At 71.7% G+C, this 17,734-nt stretch carries 17 protein-coding genes; 8 read left to right on the plus strand and 9 right to left on the minus strand.

Features of this window, described 5'->3' with window-relative positions; all coding sequences use genetic code 11:
* Positions 1-112: 112 nt before the first annotated feature.
* Positions 113-1,504: a trigger factor gene (gene tig / locus ACZ7OU_RS41955; RefSeq protein WP_470259558.1), complete on the minus strand. Its 1,392-nt coding sequence runs from the start codon at positions 1,502-1,504 to the stop codon at positions 113-115.
* Between the two features lie 128 nt (positions 1,505-1,632).
* Positions 1,633-2,223: a TetR/AcrR family transcriptional regulator gene (locus ACZ7OU_RS41960; RefSeq protein ID WP_470245884.1), complete on the minus strand. Its 591-nt coding sequence runs from the start codon at positions 2,221-2,223 to the stop codon at positions 1,633-1,635.
* A gap of 138 nt (positions 2,224-2,361) precedes the next feature.
* Between ACZ7OU_RS41960 and ACZ7OU_RS41965 the strand changes: the two genes are divergently transcribed.
* A complete protein-coding gene (locus tag ACZ7OU_RS41965; RefSeq protein WP_470259559.1) occupies positions 2,362-4,461 on the plus strand; it encodes a fatty acid desaturase in 2,100 nt (699 codons plus the stop codon).
* A gap of 18 nt (positions 4,462-4,479) precedes the next feature.
* On the opposite strand, the gene ACZ7OU_RS41970 is transcribed toward ACZ7OU_RS41965, so the two are convergent.
* Entirely contained in the window at positions 4,480-5,058 is a 579-nt protein-coding gene (locus ACZ7OU_RS41970) for a hypothetical protein (RefSeq protein WP_470259560.1), read from the minus strand.
* Positions 5,059-5,247: 189 nt separating this feature from the next.
* On the opposite strand from ACZ7OU_RS41970, the gene ACZ7OU_RS41975 reads away from it, so the two are divergent.
* The 3 genes from ACZ7OU_RS41975 to ACZ7OU_RS41985 all read left to right on the plus strand — a co-directional run bounded on the left by ACZ7OU_RS41975 (position 5,248) and on the right by ACZ7OU_RS41985 (position 9,346).
* Positions 5,248-6,786 carry a sensor histidine kinase gene (locus ACZ7OU_RS41975; protein WP_470259562.1) on the plus strand — a complete coding sequence of 513 codons (1,539 nt, stop codon included), beginning with the start codon at positions 5,248-5,250 and terminating at the stop codon, positions 6,784-6,786.
* Positions 6,787-6,790: 4 nt separating this feature from the next.
* Complete coding sequence (locus ACZ7OU_RS41980) at positions 6,791-8,689, plus strand: ArnT family glycosyltransferase (protein WP_470259563.1); 1,899 nt, start codon at positions 6,791-6,793, stop codon at positions 8,687-8,689.
* A 99-nt stretch (positions 8,690-8,788) separates the two neighbouring features.
* The gene (locus ACZ7OU_RS41985) at positions 8,789-9,346 is read left to right on the plus strand and encodes a GNAT family N-acetyltransferase (protein WP_470245879.1); all 558 of its coding nucleotides are present in this window, start codon (positions 8,789-8,791) and stop codon (positions 9,344-9,346) included.
* Here the strand turns inward: ACZ7OU_RS41985 and ACZ7OU_RS41990 are convergent.
* Both ACZ7OU_RS41990 and ACZ7OU_RS41995 read right to left on the minus strand, forming a co-directional pair.
* The gene (locus tag ACZ7OU_RS41990; RefSeq protein WP_470259564.1) at positions 9,332-10,453 is read right to left on the minus strand and encodes a hypothetical protein; all 1,122 of its coding nucleotides are present in this window, start codon (positions 10,451-10,453) and stop codon (positions 9,332-9,334) included. The two genes, ACZ7OU_RS41985 and ACZ7OU_RS41990, sit on opposite strands and share 15 nt — an antisense overlap.
* Positions 10,450-11,508, minus strand: a complete 1,059-nt coding sequence (locus tag ACZ7OU_RS41995; RefSeq protein ID WP_470259565.1) for a helix-turn-helix domain-containing protein — start codon at positions 11,506-11,508, stop codon at positions 10,450-10,452. Before ACZ7OU_RS41995 ends, ACZ7OU_RS41990 begins: the two co-directional genes overlap by 4 nt.
* A 235-nt stretch (positions 11,509-11,743) precedes the next feature.
* Here ACZ7OU_RS41995 and ACZ7OU_RS42000 point away from each other — a divergent pair, with 235 nt between their 5' ends.
* The 4 genes from ACZ7OU_RS42000 (at position 11,744) to ACZ7OU_RS42015 (ending at position 14,013) form a co-directional block, all read left to right on the plus strand.
* A complete protein-coding gene (locus ACZ7OU_RS42000) occupies positions 11,744-12,361 on the plus strand; it encodes a hypothetical protein (RefSeq protein ID WP_470259566.1) in 618 nt (205 codons plus the stop codon).
* 22 nt (positions 12,362-12,383) lie between these two features.
* On the plus strand, positions 12,384-13,046 hold the full coding sequence (locus ACZ7OU_RS42005) for a Crp/Fnr family transcriptional regulator (protein WP_470259567.1): 663 nt from the start codon (positions 12,384-12,386) through the stop codon (positions 13,044-13,046).
* Positions 13,047-13,126: 80 nt separating this feature from the next.
* Positions 13,127-13,399 (plus strand): hypothetical protein, encoded by a 273-nt coding sequence (locus ACZ7OU_RS42010; protein WP_470245874.1) that lies wholly within the window; start codon positions 13,127-13,129, stop codon positions 13,397-13,399.
* Positions 13,396-14,013, plus strand: coding sequence for a hypothetical protein (locus ACZ7OU_RS42015; protein ID WP_470245873.1), 618 nt, complete (start codon positions 13,396-13,398; stop codon positions 14,011-14,013). Before ACZ7OU_RS42010 ends, ACZ7OU_RS42015 begins: the two co-directional genes overlap by 4 nt.
* Here ACZ7OU_RS42015 and ACZ7OU_RS42020 read toward each other — a convergent pair.
* From ACZ7OU_RS42020 to ACZ7OU_RS42035, 4 genes are read right to left on the minus strand one after another with little or no spacing between them, the layout of a single operon-like run.
* Positions 14,010-15,047: a thiamine-phosphate kinase gene (locus ACZ7OU_RS42020; RefSeq protein WP_470259568.1), complete on the minus strand. Its 1,038-nt coding sequence runs from the start codon at positions 15,045-15,047 to the stop codon at positions 14,010-14,012. The two genes, ACZ7OU_RS42015 and ACZ7OU_RS42020, sit on opposite strands and share 4 nt — an antisense overlap.
* Positions 15,031-15,615, minus strand: a complete 585-nt coding sequence (gene dcd, locus ACZ7OU_RS42025) for a dCTP deaminase (RefSeq protein WP_470259569.1) — start codon at positions 15,613-15,615, stop codon at positions 15,031-15,033. The genes ACZ7OU_RS42020 and dcd overlap by 17 nt, the downstream gene beginning before the upstream one ends.
* 5 nt (positions 15,616-15,620) lie before the next feature.
* Positions 15,621-16,370 (minus strand): hypothetical protein, encoded by a 750-nt coding sequence (locus ACZ7OU_RS42030; RefSeq protein WP_470259570.1) that lies wholly within the window; start codon positions 16,368-16,370, stop codon positions 15,621-15,623.
* 13 nt (positions 16,371-16,383) lie between these two features.
* Positions 16,384-17,604: a helix-turn-helix transcriptional regulator gene (locus ACZ7OU_RS42035; protein WP_470245869.1), complete on the minus strand. Its 1,221-nt coding sequence runs from the start codon at positions 17,602-17,604 to the stop codon at positions 16,384-16,386.
* Positions 17,605-17,734 lie beyond the last annotated feature (130 nt).

The following is a 17,734-nucleotide window of genomic DNA, read 5'->3' on the forward strand; positions in this document are numbered from 1 at the left end:
GCCCCGTGGTGACGGCCGCCGCTGTCGTTTCAGATGCTTGAGATCTTGCAACCGACCCTAACGAACTTGGGCGGCGCAGAATGCCTGACACCGCCCAAGTTCGCTCACAGCTTCACTCCGCCGGAGTCTTCGCCGCCTCGTCGGTGGCCTGCGTCTCCTGGGTTGCCTCGTCGCCGGCCGGCTCCTCGGCGCCGAACAGCTCCGAGAGGTCGACCTCGGCACCCGAGCCGTCGGTGACGGTCGTCTTCCGGACCACGGAGGCGAGCGCCTTGCCGCGGCGGACGTCGGCGTAGATCGCGGTCAGCTGGCCGGACTGCTGGGCACGCTGGACGTACTCGTCCGGGCTGATCCCGAAGCGCTGGGCCTGGTAGATGATCCGCTCGGTCAGCTCACCGTCGTTGACCGAGACCTCTTCCTTGTCGGCGATGGTGTCCAGCAGCAGCTGCGTGCGGACGGCCTTCTCCGACTCGGTGCGGGTCTCCGCGTCGAACTCCTCCAGCGTGCGGCCTTCGGCCTCGAGAGCCTGCGCGAACTGGGCCTCGTCGTGGTCGAACGGGTGGATCGCGTCGTGCTTGCGGTTCTCGATCTCGGAGTCGAGGACCTTCTCCGGGATCGGCACCTCGGTGCGCTCCAAGAGCTCGTCGAGCACCTTGTCGCGCGCCTGGACGCCCTGCTGCATCTTCTTGACGCGGCCGAGGCGCTCGCGGAGGTCGCCCTTGAGCTCCTCGATCGTGTCGAACTCGCTCGCCATCTGGGCGAACTCGTCGTCGGCCTCGGGCAGCTCGCGCTGCTTGACCGACTGGACGGTCACGGTCACCTCGGCGTCCCGGCCGGCGTGGTCGCCGGCGACGAGCTGGGTGGTGAACGTCTTGGTCTCGCCGGCGTTCGCCCCGACGATGGCCTCGTCGATGCCGTCCACGAGCTGGCCGGAGCCGATCTCGTAGGACAGCCCGCTGGTGGCGGCCTCCTCGACGGCCTCGCCGTCGACGGTCGCGGCGAGGTCGATCGAAACGAAGTCGCCGGTCTCGGCCGGGCGCTCGACGCCGGTCAGCGTGCCGAAGCGGGCGCGCAGCTCGTCGAGCTGCTCGTCGACCTCCGCGTCGGTCAGCTCGACGTCGTCGACGGTGATCGCGAAGCCTTCGAGGTCGGGCAGCTCGATCTCCGGGCGCACGTCGACCTCGGCCGTGAACTCGAGGACGTCGCGGTCCTCGAGCTTGGTCACGTCGAACTCGGGGTTGCCGAGCGTGCGGACCTCGTTCTCGCGAACGGCCTCGATGTACTTGGCCGGGATGGCCTCGTTGACGACCTCGTCGAGCACCGGGCCACGCCCGATCCGGCTTTCCAGGACGCGAGCGGGCGCCTTGCCGGGCCGGAAGCCCGGGATGCGCACCTGCTGGGCGATCTTGCGGTAGGCGCGGTCGAAGTTGGGCTTCAACTCGTCGAACGGCACCTCGACATTGATCTTGACTCGCGTCGGGCTCAGCTGCTCGACGGTGCTCTTCAAGGTCTTCTCCTCGAGCGGTAACGATTGTGTAGGACAATCCTGCGGAAATGGGCCCGGCAACGTGCAGACCGGGACGTCCGAGTCTAGGCCAGTGGCCCGCGCCGCCGGGGCGGGGGCCACCTGCGGCGTCACGAGCCGAGCATGCGGCCGATCACCCAGCGCATCTGGCCGCTCGCGTGCTCGGCCGAGCCGCTGGGCTGCACCAGGTGGGAAAGCAGCAGCCGCATGAACGCCTCCACCGCCACCGCCCACTCCGACGGCGTCAGCGAAACCTCCGGGTAGCTGCGGGCGAAGACCGCCGCCACCGACTCGACCGCCCGGCCCAGGACCGCCTCCGGGCGGGAGGTCAGCAGCGGGAGGAAGTCGTCGCGGCCGTTCTGGGCGCCGCCGAGGGCGATCTCCACCAGCGGGTTGGCGTGCGCGGCTTCGAGGCTGTGCTTGAACGCCGCCGTGACGCCGTCGACCGGACGGCCCGGGTGCGCCGCGACGTCCGCGTTCACGCGCTCGACGAAACGGTCGGTCTCGCTCAGCATCAACGCCTTGGCGAGCTCGGCCTTGGAGCCCAGTTCGTTGTAGACGGTCTGCCTGCTCACGCCGACCCGCGCGGCCAGCTTGCCCATCGTCACGGCGGCCCAGCCGTCGGCGCGGATGACGTCGGCCGCCGCGGCCAGCAGCTTCTCCCGCGTGCGTGCCGGGACCGGGTGGGTGACCGCCTTCACACGGCGAGCGTACCCGTGGGTTCCGTTCCGCTGGCCGACACCTTTTTTCGAAGCCTGCTGCAACGTTTACAAACCCGGATGAGTTGTCTACGGTGACTCCCGCCTGGCCAGGAGCTTCTCGACCGAGGAGACCGCTCGATGTCCGTCGCCGTCACCGAGCCGCAGGGTTCCGTCACAGTGGCGGCGCCCGCGACCGGGATGGTCGCCGCCCACGCGGTGCCGTCGCCCCGGATCGCGCTGCCCGCCGTCTCGGTTCCGGTCCTGCTGCTGTTCGCCGGCGGCGTCGCACTCTGGGGTGCCTCGACCTGGCTGCTGCTCGCCGGGCTCGCGCCGCCGGTCGTGACCGTGGTGCTGAACACCGTCGTCACCTTCGCGATGTACACCGTGGTGCACGAGGCGGCGCACCACTCCGCCGGGAAGCTCACCTGGGTCAACGAGGTGCTCGGGCGGCTGGCCGTCCCGTTCGTCGCGGCGTACTCGGCGTTCCCGTCGCTGCGGTACGTCCACGGTGAGCACCACCGCCACACCAACGGGCCGGCCCACGACGACCCGGACGCCTGGACGTCGCGGGGCCCGCGCTGGCAGCTGCCGCTGCGTTGGCTGACCCTGGACGTGGCGTACGCGCGTTGCTACTTCGCCCGGCTGCGGGGCCGGCCTCCACAGGAGCTGGCCGAGGCGCTGGTGGTGCTGTCCGCGGCGCTGTCGGCCGGGGTGGGACTGGTCGCGACCGGCCACGGCGCCGAGCTGCTCCTCGTGTACCTGCTGCCGCAGCGGCTGGGGCTGGGGCTGCTCGCCTGGTCGTTCGGCTGGCTGCCCCACCACGGCCTGCCCGCCGAGGGGCCGCACGGCCGGTTCGGCACCACCCGCGTGCGCATCGGCCTCGAGCGGCTGCTCACCCCGGTGCTGCTGGCCCAGAACCTGCACCTGGTGCACCACCTGCACCCCGCCGTCCCGTTCCACCGGTACCGGCGGGTGTGGCTCGAGAACCGCGAGGCCTACCTCGCCCGCGACGTCCCGATCAGCACGGCGTGGGGCCGGGACCTGACCGCGGAGGAGTACCGGATGGCCGTGGGGCTGGAGTCCGCACCCGACGTCGCCGTGCCCGCGCCGGCCCCGCCCCCGCTCGGGCCGAGCCGGTTCCACCGGCTGCGCGTGCGCGAGATCAGCCAGCTGACCGCCGACGCCGTCGCGATCACGTTCTACGTCCCGCCCCAGCTGGCGGGCGAGTTCCGGTTCGTCCCCGGCCAGCACGTCGCCGTTCGCGCGGTGCTCGACGGGCAGCCGGTGCGCCGGACGTACTCGATCTGCGCGCCGGCGGACGCCGGTGAGCTGCGGATCGCGGTGAAGCGGCGGCCGGGCGGGGCGTTCTCCGGGTTCGCGACCGGTGCGCTGGCCGTGGGCGACTTCCTCGACGTGCTGCCGCCGTCGGGAGGGTTCACGCTCACACCCGACCCTGCGCGGACCGCGCACTACGTCGCGCTGGCCGCGGGCAGCGGCATCACGCCGGTGCTGTCCATCCTGGTCAGTGCGCTCTCCGCCGAGCCGCACAGCCGCGCGACCCTGTTGTACGTCAACACTTCCGGCGCGACGACGCTCTTCGCGCGCGAGCTGAGCACGCTCGCCGAGGGCTTCGGCGGCCGGCTGCACGTCGTCCACTACCGGACCGACGAGCGCGACCCGGACCTGCACGCGCACCGGCCCCGGCAGTTCGACACGCTCGGCGAGGCGCTCGCGATCTCGCACGAGCGGTACCAGCGCGGCCGGCTCGACGGGACGCGGCTGCGCGCGATGCTGCAGAACCGCCTGCACCCGGCGAAGGTCGACGAGTGGTTCCTGTGCGGGCCGCGCGGCCTGATGGACCTGGTCCGCCGGACGCTGGCCGACGCGGACGTCCCGGACGAGAACGTCCACTTCGAACTCTTCCGCGGCGCGGCACCCCTGCGCGACCCGGCGGGCGCGCCGGCCCGGGTGGCGGTGACGCTGGGCGGCGCGACGACGTCACTGGCGGCGGACGCCGGGGAGACCGTGCTCGACGTGGCGCTGCGAGCAGGACTCGAGGTGCCGTACTCGTGCACGGGCGGCGCGTGCGGCACCTGCCGGGCGACCCTGCTGCACGGCCAGGTCGACATGGACGTCCGCTACGCGCTGACGGTCGACGACGTGGCGGCGGGCCGGATCCTGACGTGCCGCTCCCGCGCCACGACCCCGGAGGTCGCGGTCGACTACGACCGCCGCTGACCCCCGGGGCCGCCGTCGTCAGCCGGTCTGGGTGGGCGCTCCCGACGGCGGGGTTCCCTGACCGCCGCCCGGCTGCTGACCCTGGCCACCGCTTGCGCCGTCGGTGACCGATGTCGCCGTCGCCGTGTCGCCCGACTCCGTCGCGACCACCGTCACCGTGTCGCCCGTCGCGAGGCCCGTCGCCTGCGCCGACGTGATCGTGTACGTCTTCGAAAACCCGTCCTCGCTCTTCGCGGTCAGCGACGTCGCGCTCAGCGCCGTCACCTCTCCGGTCTGCGTGATTTTCGTGACGTAGCCGCCGTTTCCGTCCGAGGACACGTACTCGCCGTGCAACGCCGAACCCAGGCCGCCCGCGCCGCCCTGCATGCCTCCCGGTCCGCCCTGCATCCCGCCCGGGCCGGCCTGCGTGCCGGTCGAGGCCGAAGACGAAGACGAAGCCGCCCAGACCGCCGCTCCCCCGCCGGCCACGATCACGGCCGCGACGGCGCCCGCCGCGATCTTCTTGCCCGGCGACCAGCCCGGCTTCGGCGGCGTGCCCGGAGCCGGCGCCGCGCCCCACGTCTGGTCCGGAGTGGACGGTGCCTGCGGTGTGGTCATGGTGTTGCTCCTTAACGAGATGCTTCGGTGCGATCCACGGTGGGGCCGCCCGCTGTGTGCGGACTGTGCTTGCCGTCAGCCGTTCCTGTGACCGGAGGAACTCCGACATCCGCGACCGGCCGGTCACCGCACAGCCGCCTCACAGGCAGCACACAACCCGCACACACGGCGCGGACGGACGCTTTGTCCATGGCCGCGCGAACCGTCCCGCCGCACCCCAGCCGGGGGCGCCTTTCGCTGCGCGCGAAACTGACCGGCTCGATGGTCGTGCTGCTCACCGTGGTGTGCCTGATCGTCGGCGTGGTCAGCGAGCTCGCGCTCGACCTGTTCCTCACCCGCCAGATCGACCAGCAGCTGTCCGCCGCGGCGACGCGCTCGCTCGTCTTCGCGAGCAACGCCCGGCCCCCGGACGCGGGTCCGCAGCCCGACGACCAGTCGGGCGAACACCCGCTCGGGCAGAACGTCGGCACGGTGAGCGGCACCTTCGACGGGCAGCGGCTCGTCCACGACGACAGCATTTCCGAGCACGGCTCGCGCCTGAACCTCACCGCGGCCCAGCAGGCCGTCCTGTTGTCGGTGCCCACCGACGGCAAGCCGCACACGATGTCCGTCGACGACCTCGGCGAGTACCGCCTGATGGCGCTGCCGGTCGTGGGGACGTCCGACGTCGTGGTCACCGGCCTGCCGCTGAAGCCGGTCACCGACACGCTGCTCACGGTCGGGCTGATCCTCTTCGGCGTCGCCGCCGCGGGGGTGCTCGGCGCGGCCTTCCTCGGCGCGTTCGCGGTCCGCCGGACGCTGCGGCCGCTCGACCGCGTCGCGGCCACCGCCGGGCGCGTCACCGAGCTGCCACTCGACCGAGGCCAGGTGGCGCTGTCGATCCGCGTCCCGGAGTCCGACACCGACCCGCGGACCGAGGTCGGCCAGGTCGGCTCGGCGCTGAACCTGATGCTCGGCCACGTCGCGCAGGCACTGGAAGCCCGGCACGACAGCGAACTGCGCACCCGCCAGTTCGTCGCGGACGCCAGCCACGAGCTGCGGACGCCGCTGGCCGCCATCCGCGGGTACGCCGAGCTGGCCGCCCGCGGCAGCTCGCTGGTGCCGCCGGACGTCGCGCACTCGATGAGCCGGATCCAGTCCGAGGCCGTCCGGATGAGCGCGCTCGTCGAGGACCTCCTGCTGCTGGCGCGGCTCGACGCGGGCCGCCCGCTGGACGTGCGCGACATCGACCTCACCCGGCTGGTCGCCGATGCCGTCGGCGACGCTCGCGTCGCCGGGCGCGAGCACCGGTGGCTGCTGGAGCTGCCCCCGGACCCGGTGCTCGTGTTCGGCGACGTCCAGCGGCTGCACCAGGTGCTGGCGAACCTGCTGGCCAACGCCCGCACGCACACCCCGCCGGGCACCGCGGTGACGACATCGCTGGCCCGCTCGGCCGACGGCAGCGCCGTGCTCACGGTGACCGACAACGGGCCCGGCATCGCGCCGGACCTGCTGCCGGACGTCTTCGAGCGGTTCGCCCGCGGCGACTCGTCGCGGTCCCGCACCGCCGGCAGCACCGGGCTCGGGCTGGCGATCGCGTGCGCCGTCGTCGTCGCCCACCACGGCACGATCGAGGTGCACAGCCGTCCCGGCCGGACCGAGTTCGCGGTGCGCCTGCCCGTGGCCGTGCCCGCACAGCGAGTGCACAGCATCGGCACAACGCTGCCCCAGCTGGAGACCGGAAGCTGAGCTCATGACCGCACTCGCGTCGCGCGAAACCGTCGTTACACCTCCCTCGCCGCCCGCTCGCCGGACCTGGCACCGGCCCGCGCTCGCCGTGCTGCTGCTCGGCACGGCCGTCCTCTACCTGTGGGGCCTCGGCGCTTCCGGCTGGGCCAACGCCTTCTACTCCGCCGCCGCGCAAGCCGGTTCGGAAAGCTGGAAGGCGCTGTTCTTCGGTTCCAGCGACGCCGCGAACGCGATCACCGTGGACAAGACCCCGGCCGCGCTGTGGGTGATGGGCCTTTCGGCGCGGGTGTTCGGCGTCAACGCGTGGAGCATCCTGGTGCCGCAGGCGCTGATGGGCGTCGGCTCGGTCTGGCTGCTGCACGCGACGGTCAAGCGGACCTCCGGCCCGGCCGCCGGGCTCGTCGCGGGCCTGGTGCTGGCCCTGACCCCGGCGGCGGCGCTGATGTTCCGGTTCAACAACCCGGACGCGCTGCTCGTGTTGCTGCTGGTCGCGGGTGCCTACTGCGTGGTCCGCGCGCTCGAGAAGGCGAGCCCGCGCTGGCTGGCGCTGGCCGGCGTCGCGGTCGGGTTCGGCTTCCTGGCCAAGATGCTGCAGGCGTTCCTGGTGCTGCCCGCGTTCGCGGTGGCGTACCTGGTCGCGGCGCCGGTGTCGCTCGGCAAGCGGCTGCTGCACCTGCTGGGCGCGCTGGGCGCGACGCTGGCCGCGGCCGGCTGGTACCTCGTGGTCGTCGCGCTCTGGCCGGCCGCCGACCGGCCCTTCATCGGCGGGTCGCAGGCGAACTCGCTGTGGGAGCTGGTCTTCGGCTACAACGGCTTCGGCCGGATCACCGGCGACGAGGTCGGCAGTGTCGGCGGCGGCGGGGGACGCGGCTGGGGCTCGACCGGCCTGACCCGCCTGTTCGGCAGCGAGATGGCGGGCGGCATCGCCTGGCTGATCCCGGCCGCGCTGCTCGCGCTGGGCGCCGGCCTGTGGTTCACCCGCCGCGCACCGCGCACCGACCGCTCGCGGGCGGCGTTGCTGCTGTGGGGCGGCTGGCTGGTGGTGACGGCGCTGGTCTTCAGCTACATGGGCGGCATCATCCACCCGTACTACACGGTGGCGCTGGCCCCGGCGATCGCGGCGCTGGTGGGCACGGCGGCGGTCCAGCTGTGGCGGCTGCGGACGCGTCCGTCGGCGTCCGGCCTGCTGAGCGGTGGCGTGGCACTGACCGCGCTCACCACCTACCTGCTGCTGTCGGACTCGTCGTGGCAGCCGTGGCTGGCGCCGACGGCGCTGGTCGGCGGGTTGCTGGCGGCGGTGGCGCTGTTCTTCGCGTCCCACCTGACCCGGTGGGCGGCCTCTTCGGTCGCGGTGCTGGCGCTGGTCGTGCTGCTGTCCGGCACGGGCGCGTACACGCTGGCGACCGCCGCTACGACGCACGACGGGGCGATCCCGTCGGCTGGTCCGTCCTCGGGCTTCGGCGGCCGTCCCGGCGGCGGGTTCGGTGGCGGGTTCGGTGGTCCCGGCGGCGCCGGCGGCGGTCGTGGCGGCGGCCCGGGTTCGCTGCTGAGCACGACGCTCCCGGGCGCCCAGCTGACGGCGTTGCTCCAGCAGGACGCGTCGAAGTACACCTGGACGGCCGCGACGGTCCTTTCGAACGCGGCCGCCGGCTACCAGCTGGCGAGCGGCGCGCCCGTCATGGCGGTGGGCGGCTTCAACGGGACCGACCCGTATCCGACGCTGGAGCAGTTCCGGCAGTACGTCGCGAACGGGCGGATCCATTACTTCCTCGGCGACGGCATGACGATGCAGGGGTCGACCGGCTCGGACGCGGCCCAGCAGATCGCGGAGTGGGTGGCCTCGACGTACCAGTCGTCCACGGTGGACGGCGTGACCGTCTACGACCTCACCGCGGGCAGCTGACCGGCGCACCGACGAAAGCAGGGTCCGGGCCCGCTGACCTGGTCAACTCCGGGCCGCCTCCGGCACTATGGAAGGACCCGGAGAACGGAGTCGCTGCAGATGACCGAGCCCCACGTATGGCGGGCCCGATCCGCAGACCTGCCTCCCTTCGCCGCAGCCCTCGGCGACGGCGGATTCCTCATCGATCGATGGCTGCGCCAGCGGAAAGACCGGGGAGTCCTCTTCTTCGCGTGGCTCGGTCCCCGTCCCGCCGGCGCCGTGTACCTGTGGCTGGAGGAGGCCGAGGAGCCACCGATCCGGCGGCACCTGCCGGGCGTCCCCCTGCTCACCCACCTGCAGGTTCACCCCGAGCTGCGCAACCGCGGCGTCGGCGCGGCCCTGGTCGACGCGGTGGAGGACCACCTCGTCGAGCTCGGCCACGAGCGGGTCGCCCTGGCCGTCCGCACGGACAACCCGGCCGCGGCCCGCCTGTACCGCCGCCTCGGCTACGAGGACTGGGGCCACGGCATGGTCACGTGCTACGCGCAGGTGAGGCTGCCGAACGGCGGCGTCCTCGAAGTCCCGGAACGCTGCCACGTCCTGGTCAAAGACCTGGCCGTGATCACGCCGGCGCCGCGGGGCGAGCTGGGCACGATCGGCGTCTCAAGCCGGTACTGACCGGCTGCCCGGGGTGGCCGCGTCCAGGGTGGCCAGCGCACCGTCGATCCCCAGGCCGCCGCGGTGGTCGCGCCGGAGCTCGCGGATGTGCTCGCGCCACCGCACGCAGTCGCTCTGCCAGGCCCGCAGGTAGCGGACGCACATGTGCGGGGTGATCAGGTGGCTGCGCCCGATCGACGCCTTGAGCGCCGCGACCATCCTGGCCCGCTGTCCCGGTTCGATGTCCGACGCGAGCACCCGCTCGATCGTCGTGCTGATGATCCGGCGCCGCTCGGGCAGGAACTCGCTCCAGTACCGTTCGTCGGCCTGCGCCAGGCCCCGCCCGTTGTCGAGGAGGCCGAACACGCCCTCCGCGAGGGTGTCGCCCAGCTCCTCGCCGCGAGCCCGCCGGGGGTCGTTGTACGGGTCGTAGTCGTACTGCCAGGCGGTCCCGACGACGGCCGATGGCCGCAGCCGCAGCCCGTCGAGGAGGAAGAACCAGTCCTCGTTGTAGATGTTCGGGAAGAACGAGGAAAACGCGGCTTCGCCGACGACGAGCGCGCCCCCGCCGATGAACACGTCCTGGCTGGCGCCGACCTCACGGAGTGCGTGGCAGACCACCGAGTTGTCCTTCATCCCGGCGTTAGCCAGGCCGACGACCGGGTGGTCGGCGAGCAGGCCCGCCGCCGCCTTCAGATCGCCCGGCTGCGGCAGGACGATGTCGTCGTCGAGGAAGACGATCCGCTCCCACCCGGCGAGGATCGCGAGGAGCAGCCCGAGGTTCCGCTTCAGGCTCGTGTCGACCTTCCGGTGGAACTTGCCGAACTTGAGCAGGTTGTCGGTGGAGAATTCGGGGACGATCCCGGGGGGCAGCAGGTCGACGTCGACGGCCGTCACCCGGACGCCCTGCCGTTTCGCGGCCAGCGCCGCGCTCGAAGCGTTCGCGCGCATGCTGCACAGGAGAACCAGGTGGGCGTCCAGGAGCTTCGCCGCGTTGATGGCCTGTTTCAGGTACGCCGCCGGACGTCCGTTGGGCACGATGATGGCGTCCACGGTCGCGCACGGGGCTTTGGCCGAGTCGAAGTGGGTCAGCAGGTCCTGGTGCGACCCGTGCTGCCGCGCGTTCACCCGGCGGCCTCGGGCCACTCGTGGAGGCGGTTCTCCTCGACTGTCCAATCGGGAGTCAGGCCTTGCCCTCCGACGACGGGCACGCGGCTGATGATGCTGTACGACTCTTCGCCGCGGAACCGCTCCCGTAGGTAGGCCGTGTTCCGGTCCAGGAACCGGGCGTCCGTCAGCGCCCTCACGGCGCCCAGCGTTCCTCGACCGTACATACCATTGCATACGGTCACAGTGCGCTTTCGGTTGAACGGAGATACGCCCCGATAGAAATGCGCGACATCTTCCAGCAGGTGTTCCTGCTCGTCGAGCTGCGGCTCGATGAGCCTCGACCGGCCGTTCTCCTCGACCCGGAACCCGCCGTGCGCGCCCACCGCGTCCCGGGCGACCTGCGCGACCGGGAGAGCCAAGCGCTCGATCACTTCCCGCGTCGCGATATTGAAGTCGACTCCGCCGAGCAGGACCAGGTGGCTCGTGTAGTCGTCGGGGTCGAGCGTGTCGCTGGTGCGGAAGGTGACCGGGCTTTCGGGGTTGCGCGCCCGGATGTGCCCGTACAGCTCGATCAACGCGTCGGGGTCCGCGTAGGTGTAGAGCGACACGAAGTCGGCACTCTCGGGGTTCGCGTAGCTCAGGTGCCGGCGGTACATCTCCGGGAGCTGGGCGCAGACGATCGTGATGCGCTGGTCGGGATCGTCGAAGGTCCAGAGGTCGGCCACGGCGGCCTTCGACGGCTCGGGTTCGTTGCCTTCACGGAGCCACAGCAGATCGTCCAGCAGTTCCTTGCGCCGATCCCGCTCTTCGTCCGTCAGATCTTCGAGTGAAAGGACTCGAAGAGACTCTCCGTCCCACGAGCGTCGCGTCGCGAACAGCGTCGCGTACGCCTCCAGCCGCCGGACCGGTGGGCGGGTCGGCTTGTCGGCGTTCTCCCACGAGGAGATCAGCGAGACGCTGACCCCGCCGAACGCCTGGGCCAGGTGAGCCTGCGTGAGCCCCGCGCCGGGCCACTGCTCCTCGCGCAGCCCCTTGAGGCGACGGGCGAGCGCCCGCGGCGCGACTGAGGACACGGCCTCCGCCACCCTTCAGTAAATTTCAGTAGTGCCGAGAGTGGTGTGATAGTACTCCCCGTAGCTAAAGTCACGGTCGTCGACCCGCCGCAGCTGGGACTGAAACGTTACGTCTACCCGAAATCCCTGGCACCAAACGGGTAACACCGATTCATCTCTGTTGTTCCAGGGTACTCCAGCCTCTACAGTAAAGTTGACTGAACTTCAGTTGACACCTGAAGGCAGGGAGCGGGCCATGGACACTTCAGCTGACATACCCCGGCACCGGGCCATCGTGGCGGTCGACATCGAAAAGTCGACCGAGCGGACGAACTCGGTGCGGACCCAGCTCCGTAATGTCCTCTTCCAGCTCCTCGACGAGGCCCTTGCGGCCGGCGGGATCGGCAAGAAGCACCGCGACCCGTTCGTCGACCGCGGCGACGGGGCCCTGTGCCTGATCAAGCCCTTCGACCAGCTGCCGAAGACGCTCCTGCTCACCACCGTCGTCCCCGCGCTGGGCGACCTGCTGGACAAGCACGCCGAAAGCCACCCCGAGCTCGCCTTCCGGCTGCGCGTCGCCGTGCACGCCGGTGAGGTGCACCGCGACTCGCGCACCTCCTACGGCGAGGACGTCGACATCGCCTGCCGGCTGGTCGACGCGCCCGAGCTGAAGCGGCGGCTGCGGGAAACGACCGCGCCGCTCGCGCTCGCCGTCTCGCAGGAGATCCACCGCGCCGTCGTGCGGCACGGCTACCCCGGCATCGACCGGGCCGCGTTCACCCAGGCCGTCCACATCAAGCTCGGCGAAGAACGGCTCCGGGGGTGGCTCCACACCCCTGAAGCCGGTGCGCCGGAGGAGGGACTGACCGCGTAGCACCGGAAGTGAGGTGGGGACCGTGGAACAGACCGGATTCTGGGCCGAGCTGGCCCCGGCCGATCGCCGGGTGCTGACGGAGTCCGCCACGCGGCGCTCCTACCCGCGCGGCGGGACCCTCTGCCGGGAAGGCGACCGCTCCAGCGTCGTGCTGGTGCTGCTCGCCGGGCACGTACGGATCGTGCACGGGACACCGGACGGGCGCGAGGTCGTCGTCGGGGTGCGGAGCACGGGAGACGTCATCGGCGAACTCGCCGCGATCGACGCTCAGCCGCGCTCCGCGACCGTCGAGGCCCTCGACGACGTGGAGGTCCTGGAGGTGCCGGGGGATCGCTTCGCCGCGCTGTGCCGGACGCGGTCCCGGATCTCCTGGGCGCTGCTGCTCGTGCTGTCGACGCGGCTGCGGTCGGTCGGCCGGCAGTGGCTGGAGGTCGGGGGCGGCGCCGCGGCGCGGCGGGTGGCCGCGCAGCTGATGCAGCTGGCCGTCCAGCACGGGGTGCCCCACGGGCGGGACATCCGGATCGCGGTCCCCGCGACGCAGGCCGAGCTCGCGATGACCGCGGCGATCTCCCGCGAATCCTGGGCGCGCGCGACGCGCGAACTGCGGCGTCAGGGCGTGATCAGCACCGGCAGAAAACAGGTGACGATCCACCGCCTGGCTGAACTTCGACGACTGGCGAGCTGAATACGCGTCTTCTGTGTCAGCTGACACAGAAGACGCGGCGAGCCGGAGGTTTCCTGGATCACGGGCAGAGGAGGGCATTCATGGACCCCTACATCACCGCACCGCGCCAGAGTCGCTGGCGGCGAGGCGTCTACGCGGCCGGACTGGTCATCCCGTTCACCGCCACGCAGGTCTGGGCACTGCTGGTGCTGCTGCGGCTGGCGCCGCTCGACGGTCTGGTCGGCCAGGCTTTCTGGCTGGTCCTGCTGGGTTCGGTCGTCGCGATCTGGGCCGGCTGGCGCTGGACCTACAAGCTCGGCCGGGACCGCGACCGCAGGCCCGAGCCCGCCCCGAAGACCCGGATCCCGACATGACGCCCGGGCTGGCGATCGTCGCGGCCCTCGTGGCCGGCATCGCCGCCGGACGTCTCTCGCGCCACCTCGGCGGCTTCCTCCGCCGCCGGCTGACCGGAAGGAACACCGAAATGACCAGCAGGCAAGCGTCGTTCGCCGCCCGGCTCTACCACTGGCGGTGGGAGATCCTGGCGATGACGCTGCTCCCCTACGCCCTGGTGACGTTCGCCCTGTGGGCCGGCGCGCTGTGGACGTCGGCGGTCTTCGCCACCGCACTCGGCTGGGCGCTGCTGCGCCGCCGCCAGGTGCGGACCCGGATCCAGGCGGTCCGGCTGCAGCACCGCCTGCGCGCGGCGTTCCCACTGCTGCGCCTACCGGGCGGCCGCCTCCCGGCGATCCTGTGGAGCCGTCCCCGCGGCGGCGACGTGGTGGTGTCGCTGTTCGGCCGCGAAGCGTTCGAACACCTGCACCGCAACCGCGCCGTCCTCGCGGCGGCGTGCGCGGTCCCGGAGGTGTACGTCGACCGCCACCCGAGGTACGCGAGCCTCGTGACGCTGACGATCAGCCCGACCGAGGCCCCGCGCGAGCGGACGGTCCTGCCGAGCAACGTCATCCCCTTGCGGGCGCACAGCTAGATCCCCAGCACCTCGGTGACCAAAGTGGACAGTTCACCGCCGTGCCACGAACTGGCCGAGAACCGCTCCTGGGCAATGCCGCGCCAGGGAGCGGTTCCCTTCGTTATCGCGGGTTCCGGGGTGAGCTTGCCGATGTCCTGCACCGCGATGCCTTCTTCGGCCAGCGTCTTCTCGACCTGACCGGCGTCTTCGGCCACCACTACCAGGCCCCAGTCACCCCAGGTCTCGGCGAGGTCGAACGGCGCGACAGCACACTGGGCGGCCACTTCGGCCACGGGCTCGTCGAGGTCGAATTCGCCGGTGACCGTCGCGCCGAGGCTGTTCGCTTCGCACAGCGTGCGGACCGTGGCGAACAGGCCGTCGGAGACGTCCATCGCCACCCGTGCGTGCCCGGCCTTGGCCAGCACCTGGCCCGCCTTCAGCTGGGCCATCGGGCGGCAGGCGCGGTGCCAGATCTCGTCCCGCGCCGGGGCCGGGAGCGTCGCCCGCCCGGTCTCCAGCAGCGCCGCGGCCCAGAGGTACCCGGGGGAACCGACCAGCAGCAGGCGGTCGCCCGCCTTCGCGCCGGAGCGCCGCAGCCTGCTGTCCGGAGCACACTTCCCGATCGCGGTGGCCGTCAGCTGCATCGCCGCACCGTCGCGCAGGTCGCCGCCCGCGACCTTCGTGTCGTGGGCGACGCAGCAGGCGTCGACCCCGTCGAGCAGTCGCTTGAACGCCGCGACGGTGGTCGTCTTGGGCAGGGTGTAGTTGACGACCAGGCCCAACGGCTCGGCCCCGGCGGCGGCCAGGTCGGACAGGTTGATCGTGGCCAGCAGCCAGCCGGCGTTGTAGAGGTCGGGTTCGCGCAGGAGGTCGACCACCGGCGTCGGGCAGCTGTCGGTGGTCGCGACGAGCTCGCTCGGCGTGTCCACCGTCGCCAGGAACGCGCTGTCGTCGCCGAAACCTTCGGTGCCGCCGTACCTCGGCCGCAGGATTTCCCGTTGGATCCGCTGCTCACCCAGGTCGCCGAGGGTCGGCTCAGTCGTGCCGGACATGATCCGCCAATCGGGACGCGACGACCGCGTGGTCGCTCGAATAGTTGTGCGGCATGGCGCCGTAGGACCGCTCGCTCCCGGACGAAGCGAACAGCATCAAGTTGCAGATCCGGGCGCCGGGATACATCAGGACCGGATGCCGGAGGTGGTTGACGATCTCCAGCGTCAGCACGGCGCCGGTGTCGCGGCCGAAGCCCGGGCTGACCTGACCGCAGAGCACCACGCTGATCCCGAGCCGGGCGTAGTCGCTGATCCCGTCGACGAGACCGGCCAGGTTCTCCGACAGGCCGATCTTCTCCAGCGTCGGCGCCAGGACGACCTCGCCGGGTTCGACGGCCAGCCGGCCGCTCGCGTCCAGGGTCTTCGGGACCAGGTCGGGGTGGGTCGCGCGGTCCGCGACGTCGACCGGCCCGTCTGTCACCAGGGAGAACGCCTCGTGCCCGAGCCGCAGGCTGAGCGCCGCCGGCCGCACCAGCGCGGCGTCGAACGGATCGACCCGCAGCTCGCCGCTCGCGTGGGCCCGCCGGATGGCCCGGTCGGTCAGCACGCCGTGCTCGTACCGCTTCACCCGCATCATGGTGCGGCCTCGCCGTCGAGGTTCGCCAGTACCGCGGTCACGAGCTCGACGAAGTCTTCTTCGGTGAGGTCGAAGTTCGGCTGGTCGTCGCTCTCCCCCGGCTCGCAGTAGACGACGGTGGTGGGCGTCCGGCGGGGCCCCTGGACCACGACCGTCGCCGTGAGCCCGGCGTCGACCGGCCGCACCGTGTGCACGATCGAGGTGTCGCACGTGTAGACGTCGCCGCCCTGGACGTGCGGCGACGCGCGGCGTTTGAGCCGCACCCTGCCGTCCGAGACCAGCGCGGCCGGGTTCGCCGGGTCGGCGCCGTAGCGGAACCGCCCGAAGGGCTTGCCGCCCTCGGCGGTCTCGGTGAACTCGACCATGTGCATGCCGGTGCCGGCCAGCACGTGGGAGGCGAACTCCCAGCGGTGGCTGTGCGGGTTGGACTCGCCGCGCGACACCGTTTCGCTCTCCGGCCAGACGTGGAGCCGGACGCGGAACTCGGGCTCCACGCCGGTGTGGAGGACGATCTTCGCGAAGCCGTTGGGATGCCAGTACGAGCGTTTCGCGATCTCCGCGACGGCCGGGGCGTCGGCGGCCAGGTCGCGCAGCCAGTCCGCGAACGCGCCGCGATGGGCGCGGAGGTACTCGGCTGTCGTCCGAAGCTGGTCGAGGCCAGGTCGGGAACCGTTGCCGCGCAAGGCTTCCGCGAGCTTTCGTGGAAACGGGTGGTCGCCGTTGACCACCGGAGGTGTGGTGCTCATCGTGGGTGGATCTCTATTCTGCGACTGGCGGAGGCTGGAACTGCGGCGCCGGGAAGGCCAGTGCGATCGCACGCAATGCCGTCACGGCGTCCAAGGTCATCCAGATGGGAAGGTCGCCACTGCCCCAGGCCCACAGGCCCCGAGAGGGTTCGTAGCGTTCCCAAAGGGAATTGAGCGCGCGGCTCAACCTGGCCACCGGCACTTGTGGCGCCTCGGCCAACGCCTGGAGGACCCAGGCGGACGTGAAGTGCTTGATCGTGATCCGCACATCCGGCTGCCCGCCCGGCTGCGCCAAGGCGAGATCTTCCGACACGCCGTCATCGGGGTGCACCCGCTCGACGAGCCACCGGGTGCCGGTTTCAGCGGCGTCACGGACTTCGTCGCTGCCGTGCCCCGAGCGCAGCAGCTCGCGCAGGGCGACCACCGCACGCGCGGTGTGCGCGGTGGACGGCTCCGGCGCGACCAGCCCCTCTTCCTTCTTCTCGCCCCACAGCGGGACGCCGTCGAAGTCGAGCCGGGCCGCGAGGAGGTCGTCCGTCAGCCGCCGGGTGAGCGGGGCGTCCGGACCGAGCCGGACCGAAGTGCGCAACGCGGCCGCGAGCAGGAACGGCCGCGTCCGGGCGCGGTCGTCGAGCGAGTGCTCGAGGTGGGCCAGCCCCTCCTCGGCCGAAAGGATGGTGCTGGCCTGGAAGAGCGCGCCCACGACCGCCGCCGTGACTTCGGGTCGGCGCCCTCCCGACCGGCCTTGCCAGCCGAACTCCGAACGCTTCGCGTAGAGATCGTCGACGAGCGCGTGTAGGTCGATGTAGGGCTCGCCTACCACGACCATGGCCGAGATCCCGTAAGCGGTGGCGAGCGTCGTGTGCGCACCCCGCTTCTGGAGGTTGTGCCGCCAGCCGACCGGACGGCCGTCGCCGTCGCGGATCAGCTCCTCGGCGAGGGCGGCCCCGGCCCGGCGGAAGACCTCGAGCAGAGACCCGCCGGTGGTCAGGGTCCCGGCGGTCGCGGGGCCGGGCGAGCGGGCCGCTTCGGCCATCTCGACCAGGGAATTCGCCGCTCGGAAGTGATCGTCGAGCAGCCGGGCGTTCTCCGCCGACGGCAGGTAGCGCCCGGTCTCCCACTGCGTCAGGTTCGCGCGGCTCACGCCGACGACCCGGGCCAGGTCCGCCTGGGTCTGCCCGGCGGCCTTGCGCAGCCGGCGCAACTCGGCGCCGACGTCCTCCGCCGTTACCACATCAGTACCTATCGACCGTGCCCCGGTCGACGTAGAATGTAGGTAAGCACTCGACACCGGTCCTACCTACTCAAGTAGGCAGACGTAGGGAGGTGACAGAATGTGGACACAGAGCGCACTCTATCCCACC

It is taken from the genome of Amycolatopsis sp. NPDC114505 (assembly GCF_055633615.1).